Below are 26,068 nucleotides of genomic sequence, written 5' to 3' on the forward strand. Positions count from 1 at the left end.
TCCCAGATTCGTCTGTTTGAATCTGCTTGTCCATTCTTATTACCATTCTACACTAAGTATGGAAATTATAAAACGGATTTCCCTTACAGGAAGAAAAATCAGACGCTTTTCACCCATTCTGAAGCATATTCCAGGGCACTTTCCAGTTTTTCAGGGTCTTTTCCGCCTGCCTGAGCCATATCAGGACGTCCTCCGCCGCTTCCGCCGCAACGAGCCGCTACTTCTTTAATCAGTTTGCCGGAATGATAGCCTTTCTTAACTAGATCGCCTGTTACACCAGCTGCAAGACTGACTTTCCCGTCATGAGCTGCACCTAGAATAACAACCGCTGATCCAAGTTTCTGCTTCAGCTCATCCACCATAGAACGCAGGCTGTTCATGTCTTTTGCACTTACTTTGCTTGCAAGAAGAGTGACTCCGTCAATTTCCGCAGCCTGGCTCAGCAAGCTTCCAGCTTCTACGTTGCCCAGTTTTGCTGTCAGTGATTCATTCTCCCTTTGCAGAGCACGGACCTCTAATAGCAGTGAGTCAACCCGGCTTGCAGCATCTTTCGGGCTTGATTTAAGTTTACCTGCAACGTCTGAAAGGATAGAAAGCTGATCTTTAACAAGCTGGTATGCGCCTTGTCCTGTTACAGCTTCAATTCTTCGGGTTCCGGCGCCAATTCCTGATTCAGCCACAAGTTTAAACATGCCGATGGACGCTGTATTGTCAACATGGCAGCCTCCGCAAAGCTCAAGGCTGTAATCGCCGACTTGAACGACACGGACAATATCTCCGTATTTCTCGCCGAACAGAGCCATTGCACCCATTTCTTTCGCTTCAGCAATCGGCTTAAGCTCAATATTCACTCCGATGCTTTTCCAGATCTGTTCATTGACGATCTGTTCAATTTGCTCAAGTTCCTCAGGCTGCACCTGACCGAAATGAGAGAAGTCAAAGCGGAGTCTTTCTCCTGTTACAAGAGAGCCTGCCTGATTGACATGTCCTCCAAGGACATCTTTAAGAGCCTGGTGCAAAAGATGTGTCGCTGTATGATTTTTAATAACGGCACTGCGTGTTTTTTCATCAACAGAAGCTGTTACCTCGTCATTTGTTTTCACTGTCCCGCTAACAACAATGGCCGTATGAAGGTTCTGGCCGTTTGGAGCTTTTTGGACATGCTTGACCTGAAGCTTAACAGCTTCACTTTCAATTGTGCCCTCATCTGCAATCTGTCCGCCGCTCTCTGCATAAAACGGCGTTTCATTCAGAATCAGCTGAACTTCTTCTCCTTCATGCGCTTCACTGATGATCTCGCCGTTTTTCAAAAGAACGGAAACAGAAGCTTTTGCTGTAAGGCTGCTGTAGCCGACAAACGTGCTGTCTGCTTTAATTTCTCCGAGCACTCCGCCCTGAACCTGCATGGAATCAACATCCTGCCTTGCAGCACGTGCCCGCTCGCGCTGGCCTTCCATCTCTCTTTTGAAGCCTTCATGGTCGATTTCCATCTGCTCTTCCTGTGCATATTCCTCTGTTAATTCAACAGGGAATCCGTACGTATCGTAGAGACGGAATACATCCGCACCAGGAATGACTGAGCTGCCTTTAGCTTTTTGGACTTTGACCACTTCTGATAGAATTGCCAGGCCGTCATTCAGTGTTTCATGGAAACGTTCTTCTTCGTTTTTGATCACCTTTTGGATAAATTCTGTTTTCGCCTGCACTTCCGGATAAAAATCAACCATAATTTCTCCGACAACCGGAACGAGTTCATACATGAACGGGCGGTTGATGGAGAGCTTTTTAGCATACCTCACAGCACGGCGGAGAAGGCGTCTAAGTACATAGCCGCGGCCTTCGTTAGAAGGAAGCGCTCCGTCACCGACTGCGAATGTCACTGTCCGGATATGATCGGCAATCACTTTGAAGGCTTCATCTTTCTCAGCATCCACGCGGTATTTTTCGCCAGATGCGTTTTCTGTTGCACCAATGATCGGCATGAACAGATCTGTATCGAAGTTAGTCGGCACATCCTGAATGACCGAAACCATCCGCTCAAGGCCCATGCCTGTATCGATGTTTTTCTTAGGCAGCGGAGTATACGTTCCGTCTGAATTATGGTTGAACTCAGAGAACACCAGGTTCCACACTTCAAGATAGCGCTCATTTTCACCGCCAGGATAAAGCTCAGGGTCCTGCGGGTCATTTCCGTATGATTCTCCTCTATCGTAGAAAATCTCTGTATTCGGTCCGCTCGGGCCTTCTCCGATATCCCAGAAGTTGCCCTCCAAGCGGATAATACGCTCTTCCGGAACACCGATTTTGTCTTTCCAGATCAGGAACGCTTCATCATCTTCCGGATGAATTGTAACCGAAAGCTTCTCAGGGTCAAAACCGATCCAGTTCTTGTCCGTAAGAAATTCCCAAGCCCATTCAATCGCCTCTACTTTGAAGTAGTCGCCGATGGAAAAGTTGCCGAGCATTTCAAAAAACGTATGATGACGAGCCGTTTTTCCGACGTTTTCAATGTCATTTGTGCGGATTGATTTCTGGGCGTTGCAAATTCTCGGATTTGCAGGAATCACCCGGCCATCAAAGTATTTTTTTAATGTAGCAACCCCGCTGTTGATCCATAAAAGCGACGGATCTTCATGCGGCACGAGAGATGCACTTGGTTCCACTGCATGCCCTTTTTCTTTAAAGAAGTCCAAGAACATTTGGCGTACTTGCGCTGAGGTTAGTGTTTTCATCTTTGTTCCTCCTTTTAAATGTCTGCAAATAAAAAACTCCCGCCTCTGTGAAAATCACGCTTGATTTTCACAGGGACGAGAGATTGCTCGCGGTACCACCCTGATTATAGACATAATAGTCCATCACTTCATTAAAACCGTAACGTGGTTTCACCGGCAGGGTTTGCCTGCACTCCGGAATAGCCTTCTGTTTCCCTTCATCTCAGAGCTCTCTCAGCGTACAAGCCCCTCTCTTGTCAGATGGTCTGAAACATACTCGTTCCTTCATCGTTTTCCTATTTGCGCTTTATACGCTGAATTATAGTTTAACGCCAACCCATTGTCAATGCTGTCTTCTCAGCTGCATGAGATGCATGAGTGTGACTTTCAGCACCGCAAGCACCGGTACAGCCAGAATCAGCCCGACGATGCCGGCTATTTCACCGCCGGCAAGCAAAGCAAGCATAATCACAATCGGATGCATGTGAAGGCTTCTCCCGACGATCAGCGGACCGAGAATGTTCCCTTCAATAAACTGCAGCGTGAAAATAATGGCCGCAACAATCAAGACGGTGTTTACAGACATCGATGCAGCAATAATGACAGCCGGAATGGCTCCGATGACAGGCCCAAAATACGGGATGACATTCGTAACACCAATCAGAATTCCGATAACGAGCGGATACTTAATATCAAAAAACCAAAGAGAAACAAACGCAAGAAGTCCAATAATCACACAGACGAGCAGCTGTCCTCTTATATAGCTTCCAAGCGACTGATCCACATCTCTGACAAATACGGAAGCCTCCGCTCTCCATCTTTTAGGAGTCAAATACCAGGCTGCTTTTTTCAGCTGCTCATAATCCTTCAGCATATAAAAAACCAGAAATGGAATCAGCGCGAGAACCAGGACGTAATCAACAGCCTTGCCCAGACTGCTCAGAATTTTATCAATCCAGTATGAAAACCAGGCTTCAACATTCTGAAATCCCTCTTCAATCCTTGTGTGTATTTCATCAGGGAACCGGTCCGTCTGGGTGTGAACCATCTCAAGCCAGCCCTGGTATTTCTGCTCAAGCACAGGAAAACTGGCCGACAATTCCTTCAGCTGAATAATCATCACCGGAATGCCTTTATAGAGGCCGTAGCCGACACCGCCAAAGAACAGGGTGTAGATGATCAGGATGGAAAGTGTCCGCGGAACACCTGTAGAGTGGAGCTTTTCAATGACCGGATGCAGCAAGTATGTAATAAAGCCTGCAATTAAAAAAGGGATCAGGATGGCCTTTATCATCATGTACAAAGGATCCCACAGTACTCTCAGCTTCATAAAGAGAAAAACAGAAAGCAGGATCAGAAGGAATATTGCGATTCTAAGCAGCCATTTGACATATCGTTCTCTCAAGTTGCATCCCCTCCTCGTCTTTAGTTTGGTGATGGAGGGGGGAATTATTCATTTGCGGGGAAAGAAGAATGAGTGCTTATTATTAAGTGGTGCATCCACTGTACCCAAACTAAAAAGCAGCCAGGTCCCCTGACTGCTTTTCATCATGCGCGCATCAGAATAGTTTCTTGATGCGTTTTTTCATTTTTTTCATGTCCCGCTTAGAAACGGATACACGTCCAAGTAAATCTGTAAGCATTGAGGTCATTCGCCGGTTCATACTCATTTCCCCCTTGCTGCGTTTACATGCTGATTGTTCGGTCATCATCTGAGAAAAGATCATCAAGAGAACTGAGCGAACCGTCCTCTTCCACCTGGTGGGTGAAAATCTGTCCTTTAGATACAGACAGCTCTATGAAGCATCCCCAGCAGTAATACTGGTTTACGCCGATTTTGCCTATATCTTTGCTTTTGCAATTCGGGCATTTCAACAATTTGGTGCACCTCGCTAATGAATAAAATCCATGACGATTGCATCTTTGCTGATCGTTAAAGTCCCTGGAGGATCAAGTTTCTTCTTTCCCTCCATCATGTCTGCAAAGAATCCGTCCGTCAGTTCATATGCTACAATGGTGCCCAAATGTTCAGAAAAATATACATCTGCGAGAAGACCAAGCTTCTCACCCTCTGCAGAAAAAACCTCTTTGTATTGGATTCGGCGGCGTGATGTCAGGAAATAAGCTTCTCTGAATTCAGACAGCGATTTCAGCGTGCTTCTTCCTTTCATCATGATTCCGTCCTTGCCGATGGTGCAAATCGATTCACTCGGTACGATGCGCCCTTTTTTAAAAAAGCCTTTTTCATGCAGCAAAAGTCCGGTGAAACGGCCGTTTTTATCAAGGCATGCATCACATACATACCCTGCTATATACCCGTCTTCCAGATCGACTACAGGAAGGCCTCTGAGCTCTGTGAATGTCCGCAGGAGAAACTCCCCCTTTCCGAACACTCTTAGATTCTGCTGTCTTCCATAAAGTCATACGGGGTAATGCCTTCCATTCCGATCATGGCATCTGCCGCGCCGAATGGAAGCTCTGACTCGAGCTCCTGTTTTTCTTCCTGCTTTTGCGACAGCTTCATGCGAAGGGACGTCTGCCGGCTCAGATGATCGCGGTTTTCGATACCCCTGAGAAGCGCATCCTGCTCTCCGCAAAGAATCAGAAACTGCTTACTTCGGGTGATGGCCGTATAAATAAGGTTCCGCCTTAGCATCCGGTAGTAGCTCTTCACAACCGGCACAACCACAATAGGAAATTCGCTGCCCTGGGATTTATGGATGGAGCAGCAGAACGCATGCGTAAACTGAGTAAAATCTGATTTTGTATACGTCACTTCATTACCGTCAAAGGAAATGACGATCATATCTTCTTTTTCTGTGTTTTCCTTCGCATAAAAGATGGAGACAATCTCCCCGATATCCCCGTTGTACACATTGCTTTCAGGCTGATTGACGAGCTGAAGCACTTTATCTCCTGAACGGTACACCGTTTCTCCGAATTTCATTTCCCGTTTGCTGGGGGATTTGGGATTGAACAGCTCCTGCAGCATCACGTTCAGCTGGTCAATGCCTGCAGGACCTCTGTACATGGGGGCAAGTACCTGCACATCGCGTGCGGTATACCCTTTCTTAATAGCATTCGCAATAACCTTTTCCACCACTTCTTTTACCTGAGTGCCGCTGCACCTGATAAAGGACCGGTCTTTCGTCGGGGCGGAAAGGTTTTCAGGAAGCCTCCCTTTTTTGATATCATGGGCAAGCTCAATAATGGATGATCCCTCTGCCTGTCTGTAAATATCCGTCAGGCGCACTACTGGAACGGCCTCTGACTCAAGCAGATCCCGCAAAACCTGGCCGGGTCCAACAGAAGGCAGCTGATCTTCATCCCCTACCATAATCACCTGAATCTGTTCAGGCAGGGCTTTAAAAAGCTGATGGGCAATCCAGGTATCCACCATGGACATTTCATCCACAATCAGAAGCTTGGCCCCAATCGGGTTGTCCTCGCCGTGGTCAAAGCCCTCTGCCCCGTTCCATTTAAGCAGCCTGTGAATCGTGACGGCAGGAAGTCCCGTCGCTTCTGTCATCCGCTTTGCAGCACGACCGGTAGGCGCGACCAATGAAATTGGAAAAGGCTCTTCTTTTTTATAATCCTTTGGGTCAAGAGAACAGCCGTGCAGATCGGCATAAAGCTCGACAATCCCCTTGATCACGGTCGTTTTTCCTGTTCCGGGTCCTCCTGTAAGAAGAAGCATCGGCGACATCAAGGCTGTCTGAATCGCCTCTTTCTGACTGGAAGCATACTGAACGTTCATCCGTTCCTCCAGGTTTCCAAGTGACAGGAGAAACTCTGACTCGGGAAAAAGACTGTCATACTCCGTTTGAAGAAGGACCCGTTGAATGCTTTTCACAAGCCCCTGCTCCGCAAAATAGAGCGAAGGCAAGTACGTTCTGTCCTCTTCAATGATGATGCCTCTGTCTTCGGCAAGCTTAATAATCTGTGCTGAAATATCTGTTTCAATCACTCTCATGTCATTGGACTGATTCAGGAGATCCATTGCTTTTACAATAAGCTGTTCGGTTGAAACATATGTATGGCCTTCCTGAAGGCAAAGGTGCTCAATCGTGTAAAAGCAGGCTGCTTTGATTCGCTCTGGATGGTTTCCCCCAAGCCCCATGCGGCTTCCCAGTTCATCTGCCCGCACAAACCCGATGCCTTCAATATCCTTTACGAGCTGAAACGGGTTCTCCTGGATGATCTGTACCGTTCTGTCCTGATAGGCCTGATAAATTTTCATGGACAACTGCGGGCCAAATCCGAGCTGGTTCAGGATAATCATGGCCTGTTCAAGTCCCTGGTGCTCCTTCAGCTGATCGAGCAGCAGTTTCGCCTTGTCTTTGCCAAGTTTCGGGACCTTATCAAGAAGGGAGGGATCCTCCATCATTTTTGAAATGGCTCCTTCTCCAAGCTCGTCCACAATGGCTTCGGCCGTTTTTCTCCCAATACCTTTGAAAAGATCACTTGAGAGATACTGGATGACCCCGTCTCTCGTTTTAGGTATCTCTTTTCTGTAGTGCTCTGCCTGAAACTGCTGGCCGAATTTTGGATGCTGCGTGACCATCCCAAAGAAGGTGTACGTTTCATCTTCATGCAGAAGCGGAAAATAGCCTGTCACGGTTATCTCTTTTTGATCAATGTTTTCGCTCGTTTCAAGAACCTCCGTCTTCAGGACGGTGTAATGATTCTGCTCATTCTGAAAAATAACCGTGATGATTTTGCCTTTTAGAAACCGTTCCTGTTCCTGAAACAGATCCGCCTGTTGCTGCACAAGATCTCCTCCCCGCTACATCTCTTGCAATAATTGTTTCAGATTGGCAGCCATCGCGTGACCGGGCTGAATCTCAAGCGCGCGCTCAAGCATTTGGAGCGCTTTTTCAGGGTTTTCCTTAAAAGCGTAACCGACACCAAGATTGTAAAAAGCATCAGCATGTTCTGGGTCCTTCTCAGCGACAATGCCAAATTGCTTGATTGCTTCATCGAGCGCATCCTGCTGGGCAAGACAAAGAGCATACTGAAAACGTGCTTCTGTATCTTCTTCATTTAATTCTGCTGCTCTCTGCAAATAAGGAAGCGCCGGCAGCGGCTGTTCCGTCACCACATAGCTCATTCCCAGCATAAAGTAGACATCTGAATTGTCCATTCCTTTTTGTATCGCTTTTACGAACATGTTTTTCGCCTGCTCATAGCGTTCCTGATCGTAATAAACACTTCCTGCTCCGTAATAAGCCGTAGTTGCCTCTTCATCTAGCCCAATGGCTTTTTCAAAAAACGAAATCGCTTTTTCAGGTTCTCCCACAGCTGCAAGCAGGTTTCCAAAATTCACATAACAAACAGCATCATTCGGATTTTCTTCGATAGCTTCAGAAAAAAATCCTGCCGCTTTCTCAAAGTCGCCTTCCTGCATCGCTTCAATGCCCATTTTGTTTTTATCGCTCATCCTTGGCACTTCCTTTCTCTTTAAAAGAAAAACCTCAACCGTTGCTGTTGAGGTTTTCATAAGTCTGCATTATCCGACATACCAGATTTTATCATCTTTTTTAAACACTTCGTCTATGGTTCCGCCGCCAAGACACTCGTCTCCGTTATAAAAAACGACCGCCTGTCCTGGTGTAATGGCTCTTACCGGCTTATCAAAGATAACCTGTGCTGTTTCAGCATCCGTCATTTTAACTTGAACGGCATGATCTTCCTGACGGTATCTGAATTTCGCCGTGCATGTAACCGTGCCCTCAGGCATCTTTCCCGACACCCAGCTGATGCTTGTGGCAGTCAGAGAATCAGAATAAAGCAGATCATTGTCAAAGCCCTGATCAACGTAAAGAACATTTTTTTCGAGGTCTTTGCCGATGACAAACCACGGATCTCCGCTTCCGCCGATTCCAAGGCCGTGGCGCTGGCCGATTGTATAGTACATCAGCCCGTCATGCTTGCCTTTTACCTCTCCTGAAAGAGTCTGCATCAGGCCTGGCTGTGCAGGAAGGTATCCGCTCAGGAATTCCTTGAAGTTCCGTTCGCCGATAAAGCAGATTCCTGTGCTGTCTTTTTTGGACGCTGTCGCAAGGCCCGCTTCTTTTGCAATCTCGCGGACTTTGGATTTTGGAATATTTCCGATCGGGAACATCACTTTGGAAAGCTGATCCTGCGATAGCTGATTGAGGAAATACGTTTGATCTTTGTTTGCATCCGCGCCTCTCAGCATTTTATATTCGCCGTCCCGGAATTCAACCTGGGCGTAATGGCCTGTCGCAAGATAATCCGCTCCAAGAGAGATCGCATGCTCAAGAAACGCTTTGAATTTGATTTCCTTGTTGCACATGACATCAGGATTTGGCGTTCTTCCCGCTTTGTATTCATCGAGGAAATAGGTAAATACTTTGTCCCAATATTGCTTTTCAAAATTGACGGCATAATACGGAATACCGATCTGATTGCAGACCTGAATGACATCATCATAGTCTTCAGTTGCCGTGCAGACGCCGTTTTCATCCGTATCATCCCAGTTTTTCATAAAGATGCCGATCACATCGTATCCCTGTTGTTTTAAAAGCAATGCCGCAACGGAGGAATCAACTCCGCCTGACATCCCGACAACGACACGTGTGTCTTTAGGTGCTTTTTGCATCTTTTTCACCTCCATAGTTCCTTCTAAGCTGTAAGCCGCTTCACAATTCCTGCTGTAACGCGGGCCGTTTTTTCGATTTGATCAAGCGTATTCCCGTAACCGAAGCTGAACCTGATCGATGCTTTCGTCCGCTCATGATCGCCGTACATCGCAGTCAGCACATGAGAGGGTTCAATGGATCCTGCTGTGCAGGCAGAGCCGCTGGAAACGGCGATACCCGCAAGATCCATATTTACAAGCATTGCCTCTACATTTGTTCCCGGGAAATAAAGGTTCAGCACATGAGGAAGACTGCCTTCAAGTGTTCCGTTCACTTCAAACGAAACCTCTTCTTCCTTCAGTACTTCCATTAATTTCATTTTAAACTCTCTATATTGGGCAGCTTTTTCCTCTTTTGTTTTCAGAGCAAGTTCAGCTGCTGCCTTTAGTCCGTAAATGCCTGGAACATTTTCTGTTCCTGCGCGTCTTTTCAGTTCCTGCTCACCGCCGTAAGACTGCTGTTTAAGGGATATTCCTTCCCTCAGGTACAGAAATCCCGTGCCTTTCGGGCCGTTGATTTTGTGGCCGGAAGCAGAGAGCATATCAATTCCGCACTCTTTCACATCGAGGTCAAGAAGACCGTAAGCCTGAACAGCATCTGTGTGGAAAAGAGCAGGATGGTTTTTTAAAGCCATGCCAATCTCCTGAACCGGCTGAACCGATCCTGTCTCATTGTTTCCGTACATGATCGTCACTAGGATGGTTTCAGGCTTCAGTGCTTTTTTCAGTGCTTCGACAGATATGCTGCCGTCTGTGTCAACAGGCAGATAGGTAACCTCAAACCCCTGCTTCTCAAGGTTCTTGCATGTATTTAAAACGGCATGATGCTCAACCTGTGTTGTAATAATATGGTTCCCTTTATGGCGGTAAGCTGATGCAGCACCGAGGATTGCCATATTATCTGCTTCCGTGCCGCCGCTTGTGAAAATGATTTCTTTCGGTCTGGCATGAAGACTTGCCGCAATAACCAATCTTGCTTCATCAAGCAGCCTTCTGCTTTCACGCCCGAAACCGTGGATGCTTGAAGGATTTCCAAATACATTCTGCATATGCGGAACCATCTGCTCAATCACAGCGGGATGCATGGGTGATGTTGCAGCATGATCCAAATAAATTCTATCCACAGTAAACCCACCTTTTAAATATAAAACATGTAAGATTCCTGCTCATCATCCGTATAATTTGCAAGATCTTCAAGTGTTGTGCTGTCCAGTACATCTTTTACAGCATCTCGTATCCTTACCCATAAATGCCGCTTGGCAGGTTCTTCATCTTCCAGAACTTCAACAGGGCTTATAGGCCCTTCAAGCACGCGGATAATATCACCGGACGTAATAGCTGCCGGTTCATTGCCGAGCACATATCCCCCGTATGCTCCGCGGATGCTTTTAACAAGTCCCGCATTGCGCAGAGGTGCAATCAGCTGCTCAAGATAGTGTTCAGACAGGTCATGCGTCTGGGCAATGCTCTTTAATGATGTCGGCCCTTCGCCGTGTTTTTTTGCAAGCTCAATCATAATAGTAAGACCGTAGCGGCCTTTCGTTGAAATCTTCATTCTTCCACCCCTATTTATCTAACTGACTTGTTGAACCCTTTGTCTTTTTTCTGCTGTTCTCAAAAGCAGGGCATCGGTTGCCTTCTGGCAATACGGCAGAGTAAAACCGATAATATAGCCGATTGACAGCGTACAGACGATTGTGCCGAAAAAGACCGGGCCCCCAAGTGACCAGCCTATAAGCAAAACAATCACTTCGATGCTGCTTCTGATCCTTGAAACCTTCCATCCCGTTTTTTCAACTAGGGCAAGCATCAGCGTATCACGAGGTCCAGCCCCGCAGCCTGCTGAAATATATAACCCGATGCCATACCCCATGACCAGAATGCCGAGAAGCAGCATTCCGATTTTCCCGGCATAGCCGGCAGGCGTCTGCAAAAAGGGAATCATCATATATAAATCGATAAAAAGGCCAACAGTAATCATATTTACAAACGCACCGGCCTGAGGCATCTTTTTTGTAAAAATAGATGAAAGGAGAAGAATGCCCCCTCCTACAATAATTGCCCAAGATCCGATCGTTAAACCAAGCTGATAATACAATCCTATATGAAGAACATCCCACGGCGATGTGCCGAGGTCTGCTTTAATGGTCAGCACAATGCCGAAAGCCATGATGAGAAGTCCCGTGAAATAAATACTCCATCTCATTCTCAGCTCAGCAAGTGATTTCCCTGGACGCATACGTTCAAACGCCGCCTTTCAGTCAAGACCGTTTTCATTAAAATGAACCTAAGCCATTATAGCATATTTCCTATTACCCGAGCATTCAAATTGACTTATTAAGCATTTGGGAAGACAAATTGGTATACTGGAATGAAAGAGCTTGAACCACCCGGGAGTGATGGAAATGAAACCACTGGCATTCAGAATGAGGCCGGAATCAATTGATGAAATCATCGGACAGGAGCACCTGGTCGGAAAAGGCAAAATGATTGAGCGGATGGTTAAAGCACGGCACCTGAGCTCCATGATTTTGTACGGACCGCCCGGAATCGGCAAAACGTCCATAGCCACAGCCATAGCAGGAAGCACAAATACAGCTTTCAGAAAACTGAATGCTGTTGTTAATAATAAAAAAGACATGGAAATCGTTGCAGAAGAAGCCAAAATGTCAGGCAAAGTCATTTTGATTCTTGACGAGGTCCACCGCCTCGACAAAGCCAAACAGGATTTTCTCCTTCCCTATCTTGAGGACGGAAAAATCATTCTAATAGGAGCAACAACGAGCAACCCTTATCACGCCATTAATCCTGCCATCAGAAGCAGATGCCAAATCTTTGAGCTGAAGCCGCTCGAAGCGGACGATATTAAAAAAGCGCTGAACCGGGCCCTTCAGGATGATAAAAAGGGACTTGCCAAGTACAGGGCAGAAGTGGCAGATGACGCTCTCGATCATTTCGCCTCAAGCTGTGCAGGCGATGTAAGATCGGCATTAAATGCACTTGAACTGGCAGTCATTTCATCTGAGCCGGATGATGAGGGCATCATCCGCATTGATCTGAAAACTGCTGAGGAGTGCCTTCAGAAAAAGAGCTTTGTGCACGACAAGGACGGAGATGCGCACTACGACGTGCTCTCTGCTTTTCAAAAATCGATCAGAGGGTCTGATGTGAATGCAGCCCTTCATTATCTCGGAAGACAGATTGAAGCAGGCGACCTGATCAGCATTAACCGCAGACTGCTCGTCATCGCCTATGAAGATATCGGCCTTGCAAGCCCGCAGGCAGGAGCAAGGACACTTGCCGCCATTGAAGCAACAGAGCGCCTAGGCCTGCCTGAAGCAAGAATACCTCTTGCGAACGCAGTGATCGAGCTGTGCCTTTCGCCAAAGTCAAACTCTGCCTACAAAGCGCTTGATGCAGCCCTAGCCGATATCCGTTCAGGCAAAAGCGGAGAAGTGCCTGACCACTTAAAAGATGCCCACTATAAAGGTGCCGGTAAGCTGGGCCGGGGCATCGACTACAAATATCCGCATGACTATGAAAACGGGTGGGTCAAACAGCAGTACCTCCCCGACTCCTTAAAAAAGAAAAAATACTACGAGCCAAAACAGACAGGGAAATTTGAACTGTCACTTGCCCAGATATACGAAAAGCTGATGAGGAACTAAAAAAGCAGGCAGGAAAACAATGGTTTTCCTGCCTGCTTTCTTTTTGTCTATTTATCGTTTACACGAGAAATTTTAATATCTTTCAGAAGGTCCATGATGACATGACCGCCCATGATCAATCCTGCTACGGATGGTACCCATGCATTGGATGAAGGCGGCATTTTAGCCTTGCGGATCTCCGCAGCGTCATTTCCTACCTTTACCCGTACATCTTCGCGGATCACAATCGGACTTTCATCAGAAAACACCACTTTAATTCCTTTTCGGATGCCTTCTTTGCGGAGACGGGTGCGGATGACCTTCGCAATCGGGTCTGTGTGGGTTTTTGAAATGTCTTCAATTTTAAACCTTGTCGGATCGGTCTTATTTGCAGCGCCCATGCTTGAGATAATCGGAATCTCTCTTCTCAGGCACTCTTTCATTAGATGGATCTTGTACGAAATCGTATCAGAAGCATCAATCACATAATCCAGTCCGTGGCTGAAAAACTCTTCATACGTTTCTTCCGTATAAAACATCTTCAGTGCGATGACGTCACAATCAGGATTGATTTCTTTAATTCTGTCTCTCATCAGATCCGCTTTTGGCTTCCCTACAGTCGACACAAGCGCATGGATCTGGCGGTTTACATTCGTGATATCCACATCATCTTTATCAACAAGCACAATACGTCCCACTCCCGAACGCGCAAGAGCCTCTGCCGAAAACGATCCGACTCCGCCGATCCCAAGAACAGCAACTGTGCTGTTTTTTAAAATTTCAATACCTTCTTTTCCAATCGCAAGTTCATTGCGTGAAAATTGATTCAGCAATCCTCTCAACTCCATTTATAGAATCCATGTCAGTATTTTTCCTGAAAATGAATATATCATACTTTCGGTGAAAAACAAGAGGGAATTCTTGATTGGGCAATGATCAGCAGCAGCTCGCACATGGATAATGGTGTCATTAATGCACCGATCTCCTATTTGGATGACACTATCATGTTTTTCAGTGCCACCAATACGATCTTTTCCTTCCTTGGTGGTACTTATCTCGTTTTTGAGTTCCACCAAGTCGCTCTCTTCCTTCTTTGATGGCACTTATCTCGTTTTTCAGTACCACCAATTCGGTCTTCCCCTTCCTTGATGGCACTTATCTCGTTTTTCAGTACCACCAATTCGGTCTTCCCCTTCCTTGATGGCACTTATCTCGTTTTTCAGTACCACCAATTCGTTCTCCCCCTTCCTTGATGGCACTTATCTCGTTTTTCAGTACCACCAATTCGGTCTTCTCCTTCGTTGGTGGCATTTATCTCGTCTATAAGTTCCACCAAATCGACCTTCCCCATCCTTGGTGGCACTTATCTCGTTTTTCAAGTGCCACAGTGCCCTCAACTCCTTCGCAGAAAAAATAAAAAGCCCCCACAAGCAAAAGCTCATGAAGGCTGTACGTTCTTATTCGGCAGAAGTCCCAATTGTGCCGTCGCGGCTATCTTGGTTTTGAACCCGCTCACAGCAGGTGGGTGTCCTGTTCCACGGGTGATAAGTCCTCTGATCGAATGATGAGGCATTTACACCGCAATGGAAACTTGAACTCCCGGATCAAGTAATGTTGGATCAAAACTAAGTGTACGACGTACACATCAGGACTTCTATTTATCTTGTAAAAAGATTACCACATTGGAACGGTCTTTTCAAGCAATTCCAAGTAGGCATTATTCACCCTTTTTAAGCTTCAGGGCAAGGTTAAGGTCGGACAGCTGGGCGGTGCTGACTTCACTTGGCGCATGTGTGAGCAGGTCGCTTGCGCTTGCTGTTTTAGGGAAAGCAATCGTGTCGCGAAGGTTCGTTCTTCCTGCAAGCAGCATGACGAGACGGTCAAGACCGAGAGCGATTCCGCCATGCGGCGGCGTTCCGTATTCAAATGCTTCAAGCAGGAATCCGAATTGCTCCGTCGCTTCCTCTTCTGAGAAGCCGAGCATTTTGAACATTTTCTGCTGAACATCTCTTTCAAAAATACGGATGCTTCCTCCGCCAAGCTCATAGCCGTTGAGTACAAGGTCATAAGCCTGTGCTTTCATTGCAGCCGGATTGGTTTCAAACAGCTCCAGGTCCTCGCGTGCTGGCATTGTGAACGGGTGATGGGCTGCGAAATAGCGCTGTGCTTCTTCGTCGTACTCAAGCAGCGGCCAATCAATGACCCACAGGAAGTTGAATTTGCTTTCATCAATCAGGCCAAGCTCTCTTCCAAGTTTGAGGCGGAGGGCGCCAAGCGCATCTGCCACAACTGATTTCTTGTCGGCAACAAACAGCAGCAGATCTCCTGCTTCAGCTTCAGTTACCGTTCTTAGTGCCGCCTGCTCTTCTTCAGCAAAGAATTTTGAAATCGGGCCTTTCAGCTCCTGTTCTTCTGCTTTCAGCCATGCAAGTCCTTTTGCTCCGTACTGGGAAACGAACTCTGTTAAAGCATCAATGTCTTTGCGGGAATAAGAAGCTGCCGCGCCTTTTACATTGATGACCTTCACTTCTCCGCCGTTTGCGACAGCGCCGCTGAACACTTTAAAGCCGCTGTCTTTTACAAGCTCAGAAACATTTACGAGCTCAAGGCCGAAGCGTGTATCCGGTTTATCCGAACCATAGCGGCCCATCGCTTCGTCATACGTCATGCGCGGAAGGGGCAGGTCAAGTTCCACGCCTTTTGTTTCTCTCATGATGCGGGACATCATTTTTTCCATCAGTGCCATGATTTCGTCCTGGCTCATAAAGGACATTTCAATGTCCACCTGAGTGAATTCAGGCTGGCGGTCTGCACGCAGGTCTTCATCGCGGAAGCAGCGGGCAATCTGGTAATAACGGTCGAAGCCGGAAACCATTAACAGCTGTTTGAAAATTTGCGGCGACTGTGGAAGAGCGTAAAACTCTCCTTCATGTACACGGCTCGGAACAAGATAGTCACGTGCTCCTTCTGGCGTGCTTTTTGTCAGAATCGGTGTTTCAACGTCTAGGAATCCGTTCTCGTCCAGGAAATTGCGGATTGATTTGGACACATTGTGGCGCATTTTAAACGTATCAAGTAGTGCAGGTCTTCTAAGGTCCAGATAGCGGTATTTCAAGCGCACATCCTCTGAAACCTCTTCAGATTTATCTTCAATCAGGAAAGGCGGGTTTTTTGCTGCATTGATGATGGCAGCTTTCTCAACCATAATTTCAATTTTGCCTGTAGCAAGGTTTGGATTAACCGTTCCTTCAGAACGCGCTGCGACTGTTCCTTCGATGTCGAGGACGTATTCGCTGCGGGCTTTTTCTGCAATTTTCAGCGCTTCCTCTGAAACTTCAGGATTTACGACAATCTGCACGATGCCCGTTCTGTCTCTCAGATCAATAAAAATCAGGCCGCCAAGGTCGCGTCGTTTTTGCACCCATCCTTTAAGTGTTACTTTTTCTCCGATTGCTGCTTCTGTTACTTCGCCGCAATAATATGTTCGTCCAAACATCATTTCTCTCTCCTTTTGACTATCCTTTTATATACGCTGCAAGGTCCTGCAGGGAAATTTCTTTCTGTTCGCCTGATTCCATGTTTTTAACAGAAATCATGTTCTTTTCAAGCTCATCTTCTCCAAGCACGGCAACGTATCTTGCATTAAAACGGTCTGCCGCTTTAAATTGAGCCTTCATTTTTTTATCATCATAATCCTTTTCAGCTGTCAGTCCCGCTTTGCGCAGTTCATATACAAGAGACACAGAGCGGTCTTTCGGCTTGTCGCCAAGCGTTACGACAAAGCAGTCGATCGACTGGTCTACAGGCAGTTCTACGCCTTCTGCATCAAGAGCGGCGAGCAGGCGTTCAATACTTAGAGCAAATCCGATCCCTGGCGTTTCCGGCCCGCCGATTTCCTGGACGAGGCCGTTGTATCGTCCGCCGCCGCAAAGGGTCGTAATGGCGCCGAACCCTTCTGCATCGCTCATGATTTCAAACGCAGTGTGATTATAATAATCAAGACCGCGGACAAGATTCGGATCGACTGTAAAATCGATTCCAAGGTCTGTTAAGTATGCCTGAACCTTTTCAAAATAAGCGCGTGACTCATCGTTCAGATAATCCATAATGGATGGAGCAGTTTTCATCAGTTCATGATCGCGGTCTGTTTTGCAGTCAAGGATGCGAAGCGGATTTTGCGTCAGTCTTTTTTGGCAGTCTGAGCAAAACTCCCCGATTCTAGGCTCGAAGTGGGCAATTAATGCTTCCTTATGAGCTTTTCTGCTGTCTGCATCTCCAAGGCTGTTGATGATGAGCTTCAGTTTCTTCAGTCCAACAGAGCGGTAAAGCTCCATTGCAAGGGAAATGACTTCTGCATCCATTGCGGGATTGCTGCTGCCGAGAGCCTCCACCCCGAATTGCACAAACTGGCGGAAACGGCCGGTCTGAGGACGCTCGTATCTGAACATCGGTCCAATGTAATAGAGCTTTGTCGGCTGTGCAGGCTGTGCATACAGCTTTTTCTCAACGAATGCCCGGACTGTTGAAGCCGTTCCTTCAGGACGAAGCGTGATGTTTCTTCCTTTGCGGTCCTGGAACGTATACATTTCCTTTTGAACGATGTCCGTTGATTCGCCTACTCCCCTTTGGAACAGCTCAGTGTGTTCAAAAACTGGTGTGCGGATTTCCTTATATTGATACAATTTGCATATTTCACGTGCTGTATTTTCAATATACTGCCAGCGTTCAACTTCTCCAGGCAGAATATCCTGCGTGCCTCTCGGTATTTGAAATGCCATGTTAGATTCCTCCGATTTTTTCAAAAAATAAAAAAACTCCCGCCCCTACATAAAAATGTAGGGACGAGAGTTTGTATCCCGTGGTGCCACCCTAGTTGAAGCAAAAAGACTGCTCCCGCTCAAAGACAGTTAACGCCTGTCACGTTCTCCTCCTACTAGATGCAAGTCCGTTCAGAGGGAAACCTAGAGAGTGTTCTCTTCATCAAGTCATCATGGGAAAGCTTACAGCCAAGGCTTTCCTTCTCTGGTCATGTGTCATCCTGATTACTCTTCTCCGTCATCGGTTCTGATTATGTAATTCCAGTTAAGATTTATATACTATCATACGAATGTTCCGTGACTTGTGTCAAGAGCGATTTACCCGTTTTTTCAATTTCTTTGCTTCTTTTGCGTTCATACCGTACTCTCCCGCGAGTTCATACAGGTTGGAATGCTGATCCTTCGTCAGTTCCCGTGAGTTCACTCCGAAAATATCATGATTATTATAATGCGATCCTTCGCTTTTATCACTGTGCCTCATTTTTTTCTCCTTTACAGCAACTGTCTTTTCTCTAGTCTTTCCTGTTTAGCGAAAAAATATATCAAATGTCACAAGGGATATCCGATATAATAAAAGAATCTTTATAAGGTTAATCAAAAAAAGGAGGACCGGTCATTGTTTCGAAAAATTCTATATCCCGTCATTTGTGCACTGCTGCTTTTCAGCCAGCTGCCAATGATGCCGGGAACTGCGTCAGCTGAGCCGCAAAAAGCTGTAATCGCAGCGGACGGCCTAAACATCAGGAGCGGTCCGGGTTTAAGCTATCCGGTCATCGCAAGTGTAAAAAAAGGGGCTGTCTACAGCATTACGGACGAGAGCAAAGGCTGGTATGAACTGCAATTATCAGGCGGAAACAAAGGATGGGTTGCCTCATGGCTTGTTACCCTTCAGAATAAATCCGCAGCTTCAAAAGAAAGCAATTCAGACGGCACGGTCACATCGAATGCTGAGGATCTCAGAATCAGAAGCGGTCCCGGAACAAGCTTTCAAGTGACCGGCACCTTCGACAAAGGAAAAAAAGCATCATTCGTTCAGCAAAACGCCAATTGGGTTGAAATTTCCTTTAATGGAAAGCGCGGCTGGGTTTCAAGCCAGTTTGTCACCATCAGCAAGAAAACACAAACAGCTTCCCCGTCTCCATCAGGAACGAAATCAGGCAAGGTAAAGGCCACCTCACTCAACGTGCGGAATAAACCATCCACCTCGGCTTCTACTATTGGAAGCCTGAAGAAACATGCATCTGTTTCGATAACGGGAACCGATGGCGAGTGGCTGGAAATCCGTTTTAATGGACAAAAAGGTTGGGTACATAGCGATTTCATTTCAACTGAAACAGCAAAACAGCCAGAAAAAACAGGACAGACAGGAAAAGTTACGGCAAGCTCCCTGAATGTCAGAAGCAGCGGCAGCCTGAACGGAAAAGTGATCGGGTCTGTTGCAAAAAACACAGAGGTCACCATTCTTGAATCAGCAAACAGCTGGCTTCATATTCAATATTCAGGCAGCAAAAAAGGATGGGTTTCAAGCTCCTACGTTTCCCTCTCGTCAAAGGGAAAAACGGAAGAGAACAAAAGCGGCACATCAAAAGTCAGCATTCTGCAAAACGGTACGAATATCCGCAAAGGACCGTCCACAAATGAAAAAATTGTAAGACGGGCAAATGCAGGCGAGCAGTTTTCTGTTGTCAGTAAAGTTGGCGACTGGTATAAAATCCAGCTTTCCGGCAGCACAACAGGATATGTAGCGGGCTGGGTTGTGTCTTCATCAGGCAGCTCTGTATCAAGGCCCGGCGGAGATGTAACGTCTTATTTAAAAAACAAAACAGTCGTTCTTGACCCGGGTCACGGCGGACGTGATGGCGGAGCTATCGGAACGAGGGGCACCCTTGAGAAAGATTTAACAATGTCTACAGCAAAACTTGTGTACGATAAACTTAAAGCATCAGGTGCCGATGTTCATCTGACACGCAGCAGCGACAGCTACATCAGTCTCAGCTCACGGGTCAGCACCGCTCACTACCGGGATGCAGATGCATTCATCAGCCTTCATTTTGACAGCATCGAAAACCGGAGCGTACACGGAATGACAACTTATTATTACAGCTCATCAAAAGACAAGCCTCTTGCCTCTCCCGTTCATGATGAACTGCTGAAGCAGGCCCGGCTTAAAGACCGCGGCACGAAATTCGGAGACTATCACGTCATCCGTGAAAACAGACAGCCGGCAGTCCTGCTTGAACTTGGCTATGTGAGCAACAGCGCTGAAGAACTTACAGTCAGCTCAGGCTCCTACCAGGAACGGGTTGCACAGGGCATCTATTACGGATTGGCCCAGTACTTCAAATAACAGCAAAACACCACCCAGGCGTCCTGGGTGGTGTTTTTTTATTAGCAAATAAAATGCCGGGTCTCCCCGGCATTCAGCTTTTTGATTCTAATATTAGCGTGACCGGACCGACATTTGTAAATGCCACGTCCATCATGGCGCCAAACTCTCCGGTTTGAACGCTGATGCCCTTCTCGCGCAGCTTCTGGTTGAAATAATCATAGAGCGGCTGTGCGTGATCGGGTTTTGCTGCAGCCATAAAGTTCGGCCTTCTCCCTTTTCTGCAGTCACCGTAAAGCGTAAACTGCGAAATCGACAGGACCTCTCCGCCAACGTCAAGCAAAGAAAGATTCATTTTATCATCGTCATCTTCAAACACTCTGAGATTGGCTACTTTTTCTGCAAGGTAATCTGCATCCTGCTCATCATCGTCGTGTGTGACGCCGACAAGAAGCATAAACCCCTGTTCAATTTTTCCCACTGTTTCATTTTTGACTTTCACTTCTGCATCTTTAGCACACTGTAAAACAATTTTCAAACCGAACGAACCCTTTCTAGTTCATGATTCTTCTTACAGAATAGATATCTGAGATCTGCTTGATTCTCTCAACCACTTTATGAAGGTGGCTGATATTGGAGATGGCAATCGCCATATTGATCGTCGCCACTTTGTTGCGGTCAGACTTTCCTGCAACAGATGAGATGTTTGTTTTCGTTTCGTTGACAGCCTGGAGCACCTCGTTCAACAGGCCTCTTCTGTCGTAGCCGAGTATTTCAATTTCCACGTTATACTCTTTCCGTGCATCAAGCTGTGTTTCCCATTCAACCGGAATCAAACGGGCCTGTGCCTCGTCCGTGTGTACATTCGGACAATCATCCCTGTGAACGGAAACTCCCCGGCCCTTCGTGATGAATCCGACAATTTCGTCACCAGGTACCGGATTGCAGCACTTGGAAAGACGGATAAGAAGGTTGTCAATTCCTTTGACTCTTACCCCGCTGTCCCGCTTTTTGGACGGATACGGACGCACCTCGGAAATAACCTCTGAGATATCTTTTTCCTGTTCCATATCCCGCTTTTTGCGGAGCTTTTCCGTCAGTCTGTTCGCAACCTGGGCTGCAGTAATGCCGTTGTATCCAACAGCAGCATACATATCTTCCTCATTTGAGAAATTGAATTTCTCAGAAACGCGCTTCAGATTCTCCGTTGTCAGGATGTCCTTCAGTTCAAAGTCGAGATTTTTAATCTCTTTTTCAACCATTTCTTTTCCCTTATCAACGTTCTCTTCGCGGCGCTGCTTTTTGAAAAACTGGCGGATTTTATTTTTAGCCTGTGACGTCTGAGCCAGCTTGAGCCAGTCCTGGCTTGGGCCATATGAATGCTTGGACGTCATAATCTCGATAATATCGCCTGTTTTGAGTTTATAATCAAGGGTTACAATCTTTCCGTTCACTTTTGCCCCAATTGTTTTATTGCCTATTTCTGAGTGAATGCGATAGGCAAAATCGATCGGCACTGAGCCTGACGGCATTTCAATAACATCACCTTTTGGCGTGAAAATGAACACCATATCAGAGAACAGATCAATTTTAAGAGATTCCATAAACTCCTCGGCATTTGTCGTATCATCCTGGAACTCCAGAATTTCACGGAACCAGGTCAGCTTCTGCTCAAGTGTAGATTGCTCCTCTGTCTCTTTGCCTTCTTTATACGCCCAGTGTGCAGCAATCCCGTATTCTGCAATCGTGTGCATATCCTTTGTGCGGATCTGCACTTCAAGCGGATCGCCTTTTGGACCCATGACAGTCGTATGAAGGGACTGATACATATTTGCCTTCGGCATGGCAATGTAATCCTTAAATCTGCCGGGCATCGGCTTCCAGCACGTATGGATAATTCCAAGAACGGCATAGCAGTCTTTAATGCTGTTTACGATGATTCTGACGGCTAATAGGTCATAAATTTCATTAAACTGCTTGTTCTGCAGGGCCATTTTGCGGTAAATACTGTAAATGTGTTTCGGACGTCCCGAAAAATCCGCCTTAATGTTGACTTCCCCAACGCGGTTTTTCACTTCATCAATGACTTCGTCCAAGTAGGCCTCGCGTTCTGCCCGCTTTTTCTTCATCAGATTGACAATCCTGTAGTACTGCTGCGGATTCAAATAGCGGAGAGCCGTGTCTTCAAGCTCCCACTTAATTTTTGATATCCCCAGACGATGAGCGAGCGGCGCAAAAATTTCCAGCGTTTCATTTGAGATCCTGCGCTGCTTTTCCTGCGGCAGATGCTTCAGTGTGCGCATGTTGTGGAGGCGGTCGGCGAGTTTAATCAAAATCACACGAATGTCCTGTGCCATTGCGACAAACATTTTACGATGATTTTCAGCCTGCTGTTCTTCGTGTGATTTATATTTAATTTTTCCGAGCTTTGTCACTCCATCCACGAGCATGGCGACTTCATCATTAAATGTTTGTTTCAAGTCATCAAGTGTTACATCTGTATCTTCTACGACATCATGTAAAAATCCACCCGCGATTGTTGACGGATCCATGTCCAGGTCAACCAGTATCCCTGCGACCTGTATTGGATGAATGATATATGGTTCACCCGATTTCCGGTATTGTTCACGATGCGCCTCTTCTGCATAATCATAGGCTTTCTGGATAAAGACGAGGTCTTCTCCTGTTAAATAGCGCTTCGCCTTTTCTATGACCTGCTCGGCAGTCAGTACTTGTTCATTAGCCATGGAATCACCTTTACAATGAGAACTTTATTGTACCTATTATCAATAAAAACACAGAAGATGTAAAGAGGGAGACCGTCTTTTCTGTGCCAAGCTTTTGGCCGGTACTTTGCCTGCAGTTAAATAAGAGAAAAAGCACCCATTCCCGAGTGCTTTTTTCTATGTGATTAAAACGTCATTAAAGTTAAGATATCGTATTTATCAAGCTTGCTGCGTCCGTCAAGATAGCTGAGCTCAATCAGGAAAGCAATCCCTGCAACAACTCCGCCAAGCTCCTCAACCAATTGGATCGTAGCTTCGATGGTGCCGCCTGTAGCAAGAAGATCATCTGTGATGAGCACGCGCTGACCCGGCTTGATTGCATCCTTGTGCATAGTCAGTACGTCTTTTCCGTACTCAAGTCCGTATTCAACACGGACTACTTCGCGCGGAAGCTTGCCTTCTTTGCGGACTGGTGCAAAACCTACTCCAAGAGAATAAGCAACCGGACATCCGATAATAAATCCGCGTGCTTCCGGTCCTACAATTATATCAACGTTTTGTTTGCGTGCATAGTCAACAATTTGATCTGTTGCATAGCGGTATGCATCACCATTGTCCATCAACGTTGTAATATCTTTAAACTGGATTCCCGGCTTCGGGTAATCCGGAACGACTGTCACGTATTTCTTTAAATCCATATTAAGTTTGTCCTCCTCATGCATTGACAAGCGCCTTCGATTGTTTCATCCGATCATCAAACCACTTCTTCAAGTCCTGGTACGACGAATACAGCAGCGTATTCTCAAGCTCCAGCTGACTGAGTTTGGCAGAATACGAAGAAGATTCGGAGAGGTCTCTTTTTGGCGGCTGATGATTGACAGAAATAATGCCATTGTCTATTGTAGCAAATTCTAAGTCAAAAAACACCTGTGACATGAAATTGATTGTTTCACTTGACCATCCTTTGTGGCGTGCAAGGGCTTCTGCGTGCTTTTTTAAGTCAAATGTTTCTTTTTGCTTCAGAAAGCCATAGTACCATTTGAAGTGGTCTCTTGTCGGAATGGTGGCGAAAAAATGATCGGTATGCTGATGAAAAACTGCATAAATTCGTTCAGGAAATACATTTTCAAAAAGTGCGTCAAGACGTTCAATAGATGTTGGGGTATCAACTAAGGTGATGTACTTGCCTTTTATTTTTTCAGCAGAGCCCTCATCTTCGAGATAAACGATATCCTGCTCCGAATCCTTCAGCATTGACAGTGTCTCTTTTTGAAAAACAACATAAACGTTTTCCTTATCCTTCATCTTATCGAGCGTTTTATTCAGATCACGCGATCCTCTTGCATCAAACAGCTGCCACTCATTTACAGCAAGATCCTGAATCATCAGCTGCGGTTTTCTGAAATTGTTCCATTCATTTATGGACAATTCCCCGACAAGTGACACTTTTGCGAGCGGCGCCATGTGATCATGCAAATGCCCGAAACCGAACCCGATGCAGTCAAGCTGCTTTTGATCCTGCTCCACCGCAAGCTTTAAGTGGGTCTGGTCAGAACCGATTTTTCTCATGGACCCCACTTGTACAGACTCCAGCAAAAACAGCGGTTTTGGATTTCCCATGCCAAACGGGGCGAGCTTCGCTATTTTCTCAATCGACTCCACAGAAACGTCAGCAAGACTGCATGCGGCATCAATGGTTTTTATCGGAATAAAATCCTCTTCTTTCAGCGTAGCGGAGGCAAGATTATTTAATCTGTCTCTCAGCTGGTCGACATGCTGGAGCTCAAGCGTCATGCCTGCTGCCATTGGGTGACCGCCAAAGTGCGGCAGAATATCACGGCATTCTGAAAGATTGGCAAACAGATCAAACCCTGCGATGCTTCGGGCAGAACCTTTTGCCGTTCCTTTTTCAGGATCAATGCACAGAATAATGGTCGGTCTGTAGTATTTTTCCACTATCCTTGACGCTACAATTCCCACGACACCCGGATTCCAGTCTTCTTTCGCTAGGACGAGCACAGAATGCTGATCTGCTGGGTACAGGGTCTCAACCTGTTCGATCGCTTCGTCTGTAATCTGCGAAACAATTTTCTGTCTCTCTTTGTTTAAGCCGTCGATGTAAACGGCAAGCTCTGCCGCTTCCTCACTGTCCGCAGACATCAGGAGGCGGACAGCGGGATCTGCTGTTTCAAGGCGTCCGACTGCATTGATGCGGGGTCCGACCGCAAAACCGATGGTCTCCTCATTGACTTCTTTCCCGTCAGCCCCTGCTGCTTTTAGAAGTGCCTTTAATCCTGTCCGTTCTGTCCGATTCATCTGCTGGATACCCAATCTTGCAATAAGACGATTTTCCCCGTGAAGGGGCACAAGGTCAGCAATTGTACCGATGGCTGCTATCTCAAGCAGGTGTTCCGGAACAGTTCCTGAAAGCGCATGGGCAAGCTTAAAAGCAACCCCTACACCAGCAAGCTCCTTAAATGCATACGTGCAGCCAGGCTGCTTCGGATGGATGATGGCATACGCATCCGGAAGTACCGGCCCTGGTTCGTGATGATCGGTAATAATCAGATCGACTCCAAGCTCTTTTGCAAAAGCCGCTTCGTTAACAGCAGAAATTCCTGTATCAACCGTAATAATCAGCCCGTAGCCATTTTCACGGGCTTTGCGGAAAGCAGGTTCATTCGGACCGTAGCCCTCGGTGAACCGGTTTGGAATATAAAAATCGGCATTGGCTCCAAGTGAATGAAGCGTCTCAAGCATGACGACCGTCGAGCTTACGCCGTCCGCGTCATAATCTCCGAAAATCAGAATTTTTTCCCCATGCTCAATGGCGCTGTGAATACGCTGCACAGCTTTATCCATGCCGAGCAGTGTAAATGGATCGTGAAAGCCGTGCTTTTCTATGTGAAGAAACTGATCGGCCGCATCAGCCGATTCAATTCCCCGGTTAAGCAAAAGTGAAGCTACCAGAGGCGTAAGATTCAATGTACTCATCAATTCGTTCATTTTTTCGGGATGGTGTTCGTGAACATCCCATCTGTTCTTTGCTTTCAGCAAAAAAATCACCCCTCAACCACCCTATTATACTAGAGGCGGCATGGGGTGACAAACGAATATAAATGCCAGGTGCCGTGATTGGATTCTAATGAAGGATGCAGCTTTGCCGTGAAAGAGGAA

General features: G+C 46.5%; 20 protein-coding genes, 1 other RNA gene and 2 other annotated features. Of the genes, 2 read left to right on the plus strand and 19 right to left on the minus strand.

Going from position 1 to position 26,068, the window contains the following annotated elements; genetic code table 11:
• Positions 1 to 98 precede the first annotated feature (98 nt).
• The 10 genes from alaS to JOJ89_RS15115 all read right to left on the minus strand — a co-directional run bounded on the left by alaS (position 99) and on the right by JOJ89_RS15115 (position 11,614).
• Positions 99 to 2,732: an alanine--tRNA ligase gene (gene alaS / locus JOJ89_RS15065; RefSeq protein ID WP_203288203.1), complete on the minus strand. Its 2,634-nt coding sequence runs from the start codon at positions 2,730 to 2,732 to the stop codon at positions 99 to 101.
• Between the two features lie 68 nt (positions 2,733 to 2,800).
• Positions 2,801 to 3,009: a binding site (T-box leader), on the minus strand.
• A 45-nt stretch (positions 3,010 to 3,054) separates the two neighbouring features.
• A complete protein-coding gene (locus tag JOJ89_RS15070; RefSeq protein ID WP_203288205.1) occupies positions 3,055 to 4,116 on the minus strand; it encodes an AI-2E family transporter in 1,062 nt (353 codons plus the stop codon).
• A 281-nt stretch (positions 4,117 to 4,397) separates the two neighbouring features.
• Complete coding sequence (locus tag JOJ89_RS15080) at positions 4,398 to 4,589, minus strand: hypothetical protein (RefSeq protein WP_029279465.1); 192 nt, start codon at positions 4,587 to 4,589, stop codon at positions 4,398 to 4,400.
• Between the two features lie 14 nt (positions 4,590 to 4,603).
• On the minus strand, positions 4,604 to 5,104 hold the full coding sequence (locus JOJ89_RS15085; RefSeq protein WP_081414170.1) for a PRC-barrel domain-containing protein: 501 nt from the start codon (positions 5,102 to 5,104) through the stop codon (positions 4,604 to 4,606).
• 2 nt (positions 5,105 to 5,106) lie between these two features.
• The gene (gene recD2 / locus JOJ89_RS15090; RefSeq protein ID WP_203288207.1) at positions 5,107 to 7,482 is read right to left on the minus strand and encodes an SF1B family DNA helicase RecD2; all 2,376 of its coding nucleotides are present in this window, start codon (positions 7,480 to 7,482) and stop codon (positions 5,107 to 5,109) included.
• Between the two features lie 15 nt (positions 7,483 to 7,497).
• The gene (locus JOJ89_RS15095) at positions 7,498 to 8,151 is read right to left on the minus strand and encodes a tetratricopeptide repeat protein (RefSeq protein WP_203288217.1); all 654 of its coding nucleotides are present in this window, start codon (positions 8,149 to 8,151) and stop codon (positions 7,498 to 7,500) included.
• Positions 8,152 to 8,220: 69 nt separating this feature from the next.
• Positions 8,221 to 9,336 carry a tRNA 2-thiouridine(34) synthase MnmA gene (gene mnmA / locus JOJ89_RS15100; protein WP_029279457.1) on the minus strand — a complete coding sequence of 372 codons (1,116 nt, stop codon included), beginning with the start codon at positions 9,334 to 9,336 and terminating at the stop codon, positions 8,221 to 8,223.
• A 23-nt stretch (positions 9,337 to 9,359) separates the two neighbouring features.
• Complete coding sequence (locus JOJ89_RS15105; protein WP_203288219.1) at positions 9,360 to 10,499, minus strand: cysteine desulfurase family protein; 1,140 nt, start codon at positions 10,497 to 10,499, stop codon at positions 9,360 to 9,362.
• Between the two features lie 14 nt (positions 10,500 to 10,513).
• Positions 10,514 to 10,930, minus strand: a complete 417-nt coding sequence (gene cymR / locus JOJ89_RS15110; protein WP_029279454.1) for a cysteine metabolism transcriptional regulator CymR — start codon at positions 10,928 to 10,930, stop codon at positions 10,514 to 10,516.
• Positions 10,931 to 10,948: 18 nt separating this feature from the next.
• Complete coding sequence (locus tag JOJ89_RS15115) at positions 10,949 to 11,614, minus strand: YczE/YyaS/YitT family protein (protein WP_203288222.1); 666 nt, start codon at positions 11,612 to 11,614, stop codon at positions 10,949 to 10,951.
• Positions 11,615 to 11,780: 166 nt separating this feature from the next.
• Here JOJ89_RS15115 and JOJ89_RS15120 point away from each other — a divergent pair, with 166 nt between their 5' ends.
• The gene (locus JOJ89_RS15120) at positions 11,781 to 13,043 is read left to right on the plus strand and encodes a replication-associated recombination protein A (protein WP_203288224.1); all 1,263 of its coding nucleotides are present in this window, start codon (positions 11,781 to 11,783) and stop codon (positions 13,041 to 13,043) included.
• Positions 13,044 to 13,090: 47 nt separating this feature from the next.
• Here JOJ89_RS15120 and JOJ89_RS15125 read toward each other — a convergent pair whose 3' ends face one another.
• From JOJ89_RS15125 to JOJ89_RS15145, 5 genes are all read right to left on the minus strand, one after another.
• Complete coding sequence (locus tag JOJ89_RS15125; RefSeq protein WP_029279449.1) at positions 13,091 to 13,855, minus strand: tRNA threonylcarbamoyladenosine dehydratase; 765 nt, start codon at positions 13,853 to 13,855, stop codon at positions 13,091 to 13,093.
• Positions 13,856 to 14,488: 633 nt separating this feature from the next.
• Positions 14,489 to 14,677, minus strand: a non-coding RNA gene (gene ssrS / locus JOJ89_RS15130) — 6S RNA.
• A 62-nt stretch (positions 14,678 to 14,739) separates the two neighbouring features.
• The gene (gene aspS, locus JOJ89_RS15135) at positions 14,740 to 16,518 is read right to left on the minus strand and encodes an aspartate--tRNA ligase (protein WP_203290360.1); all 1,779 of its coding nucleotides are present in this window, start codon (positions 16,516 to 16,518) and stop codon (positions 14,740 to 14,742) included.
• Positions 16,519 to 16,537: 19 nt separating this feature from the next.
• Positions 16,538 to 17,800 (minus strand): histidine--tRNA ligase, encoded by a 1,263-nt coding sequence (gene hisS, locus JOJ89_RS15140; protein ID WP_029566762.1) that lies wholly within the window; start codon positions 17,798 to 17,800, stop codon positions 16,538 to 16,540.
• Between the two features lie 56 nt (positions 17,801 to 17,856).
• Positions 17,857 to 18,090: a binding site (T-box leader), on the minus strand.
• A 56-nt stretch (positions 18,091 to 18,146) separates the two neighbouring features.
• Positions 18,147 to 18,320, minus strand: coding sequence for a hypothetical protein (locus JOJ89_RS15145; RefSeq protein WP_203288226.1), 174 nt, complete (start codon positions 18,318 to 18,320; stop codon positions 18,147 to 18,149).
• A gap of 135 nt (positions 18,321 to 18,455) precedes the next feature.
• On the opposite strand from JOJ89_RS15145, the gene JOJ89_RS15150 reads away from it, so the two are divergent.
• Positions 18,456 to 20,186, plus strand: a complete 1,731-nt coding sequence (locus JOJ89_RS15150; RefSeq protein ID WP_203288236.1) for an N-acetylmuramoyl-L-alanine amidase family protein — start codon at positions 18,456 to 18,458, stop codon at positions 20,184 to 20,186.
• 73 nt (positions 20,187 to 20,259) lie between these two features.
• On the opposite strand, the gene dtd is transcribed toward JOJ89_RS15150, so the two are convergent.
• The 4 genes from dtd to recJ all read right to left on the minus strand — a co-directional run bounded on the left by dtd (position 20,260) and on the right by recJ (position 25,948).
• On the minus strand, positions 20,260 to 20,703 hold the full coding sequence (gene dtd / locus JOJ89_RS15155) for a D-aminoacyl-tRNA deacylase (protein WP_203288238.1): 444 nt from the start codon (positions 20,701 to 20,703) through the stop codon (positions 20,260 to 20,262).
• Positions 20,704 to 20,719: 16 nt separating this feature from the next.
• Positions 20,720 to 22,912, minus strand: a complete 2,193-nt coding sequence (locus tag JOJ89_RS15160) for a RelA/SpoT family protein (protein ID WP_029279436.1) — start codon at positions 22,910 to 22,912, stop codon at positions 20,720 to 20,722.
• A 164-nt stretch (positions 22,913 to 23,076) separates the two neighbouring features.
• Positions 23,077 to 23,589 carry an adenine phosphoribosyltransferase gene (locus tag JOJ89_RS15165; RefSeq protein WP_029279434.1) on the minus strand — a complete coding sequence of 171 codons (513 nt, stop codon included), beginning with the start codon at positions 23,587 to 23,589 and terminating at the stop codon, positions 23,077 to 23,079.
• Positions 23,590 to 23,605: 16 nt separating this feature from the next.
• Complete coding sequence (gene recJ / locus JOJ89_RS15170; RefSeq protein ID WP_203288239.1) at positions 23,606 to 25,948, minus strand: single-stranded-DNA-specific exonuclease RecJ; 2,343 nt, start codon at positions 25,946 to 25,948, stop codon at positions 23,606 to 23,608.
• Between the last annotated feature and the right edge of the window lie 120 nt (positions 25,949 to 26,068).

The sequence above is a fragment of the Metabacillus sp. cB07 genome (assembly GCF_016839225.1).
Taxonomy (GTDB): domain Bacteria; phylum Bacillota; class Bacilli; order Bacillales; family Bacillaceae; genus Bacillus_P; species Bacillus_P indicus.

What these genes read in the sequence shown, in the direction of transcription:
- alaS (WP_203288203.1), bottom strand. Translation starts at nt 2,732, where the DNA reads ATGAAAACACTAACCTCAGCGCAAGTACGCCAAATGTTCTTGGACTTC.
- JOJ89_RS15095 (WP_203288217.1), bottom strand. Translation starts at nt 8,151, where the DNA reads ATGAGCGATAAAAACAAAATGGGCATTGAAGCGATGCAGGAAGGCGAC.
- mnmA (WP_029279457.1), bottom strand. Translation starts at nt 9,336, where the DNA reads ATGCAAAAAGCACCTAAAGACACACGTGTCGTTGTCGGGATGTCAGGC.
- cymR (WP_029279454.1), bottom strand. Translation starts at nt 10,930, where the DNA reads ATGAAGATTTCAACGAAAGGCCGCTACGGTCTTACTATTATGATTGAG.
- JOJ89_RS15115 (WP_203288222.1), bottom strand. Translation starts at nt 11,614, where the DNA reads ATGCGTCCAGGGAAATCACTTGCTGAGCTGAGAATGAGATGGAGTATT.
- JOJ89_RS15120 (WP_203288224.1), top strand. Translation starts at nt 11,781, where the DNA reads ATGAAACCACTGGCATTCAGAATGAGGCCGGAATCAATTGATGAAATC.
- aspS (WP_203290360.1), bottom strand. Translation starts at nt 16,518, where the DNA reads ATGTTTGGACGAACATATTATTGCGGCGAAGTAACAGAAGCAGCAATC.
- hisS (WP_029566762.1), bottom strand. Translation starts at nt 17,800, where the DNA reads ATGGCATTTCAAATACCGAGAGGCACGCAGGATATTCTGCCTGGAGAA.
- JOJ89_RS15145 (WP_203288226.1), bottom strand. Translation starts at nt 18,320, where the DNA reads ATGAGGCACAGTGATAAAAGCGAAGGATCGCATTATAATAATCATGAT.
- JOJ89_RS15160 (WP_029279436.1), bottom strand. Translation starts at nt 22,912, where the DNA reads ATGGCTAATGAACAAGTACTGACTGCCGAGCAGGTCATAGAAAAGGCG.
- JOJ89_RS15165 (WP_029279434.1), bottom strand. Translation starts at nt 23,589, where the DNA reads ATGGATTTAAAGAAATACGTGACAGTCGTTCCGGATTACCCGAAGCCG.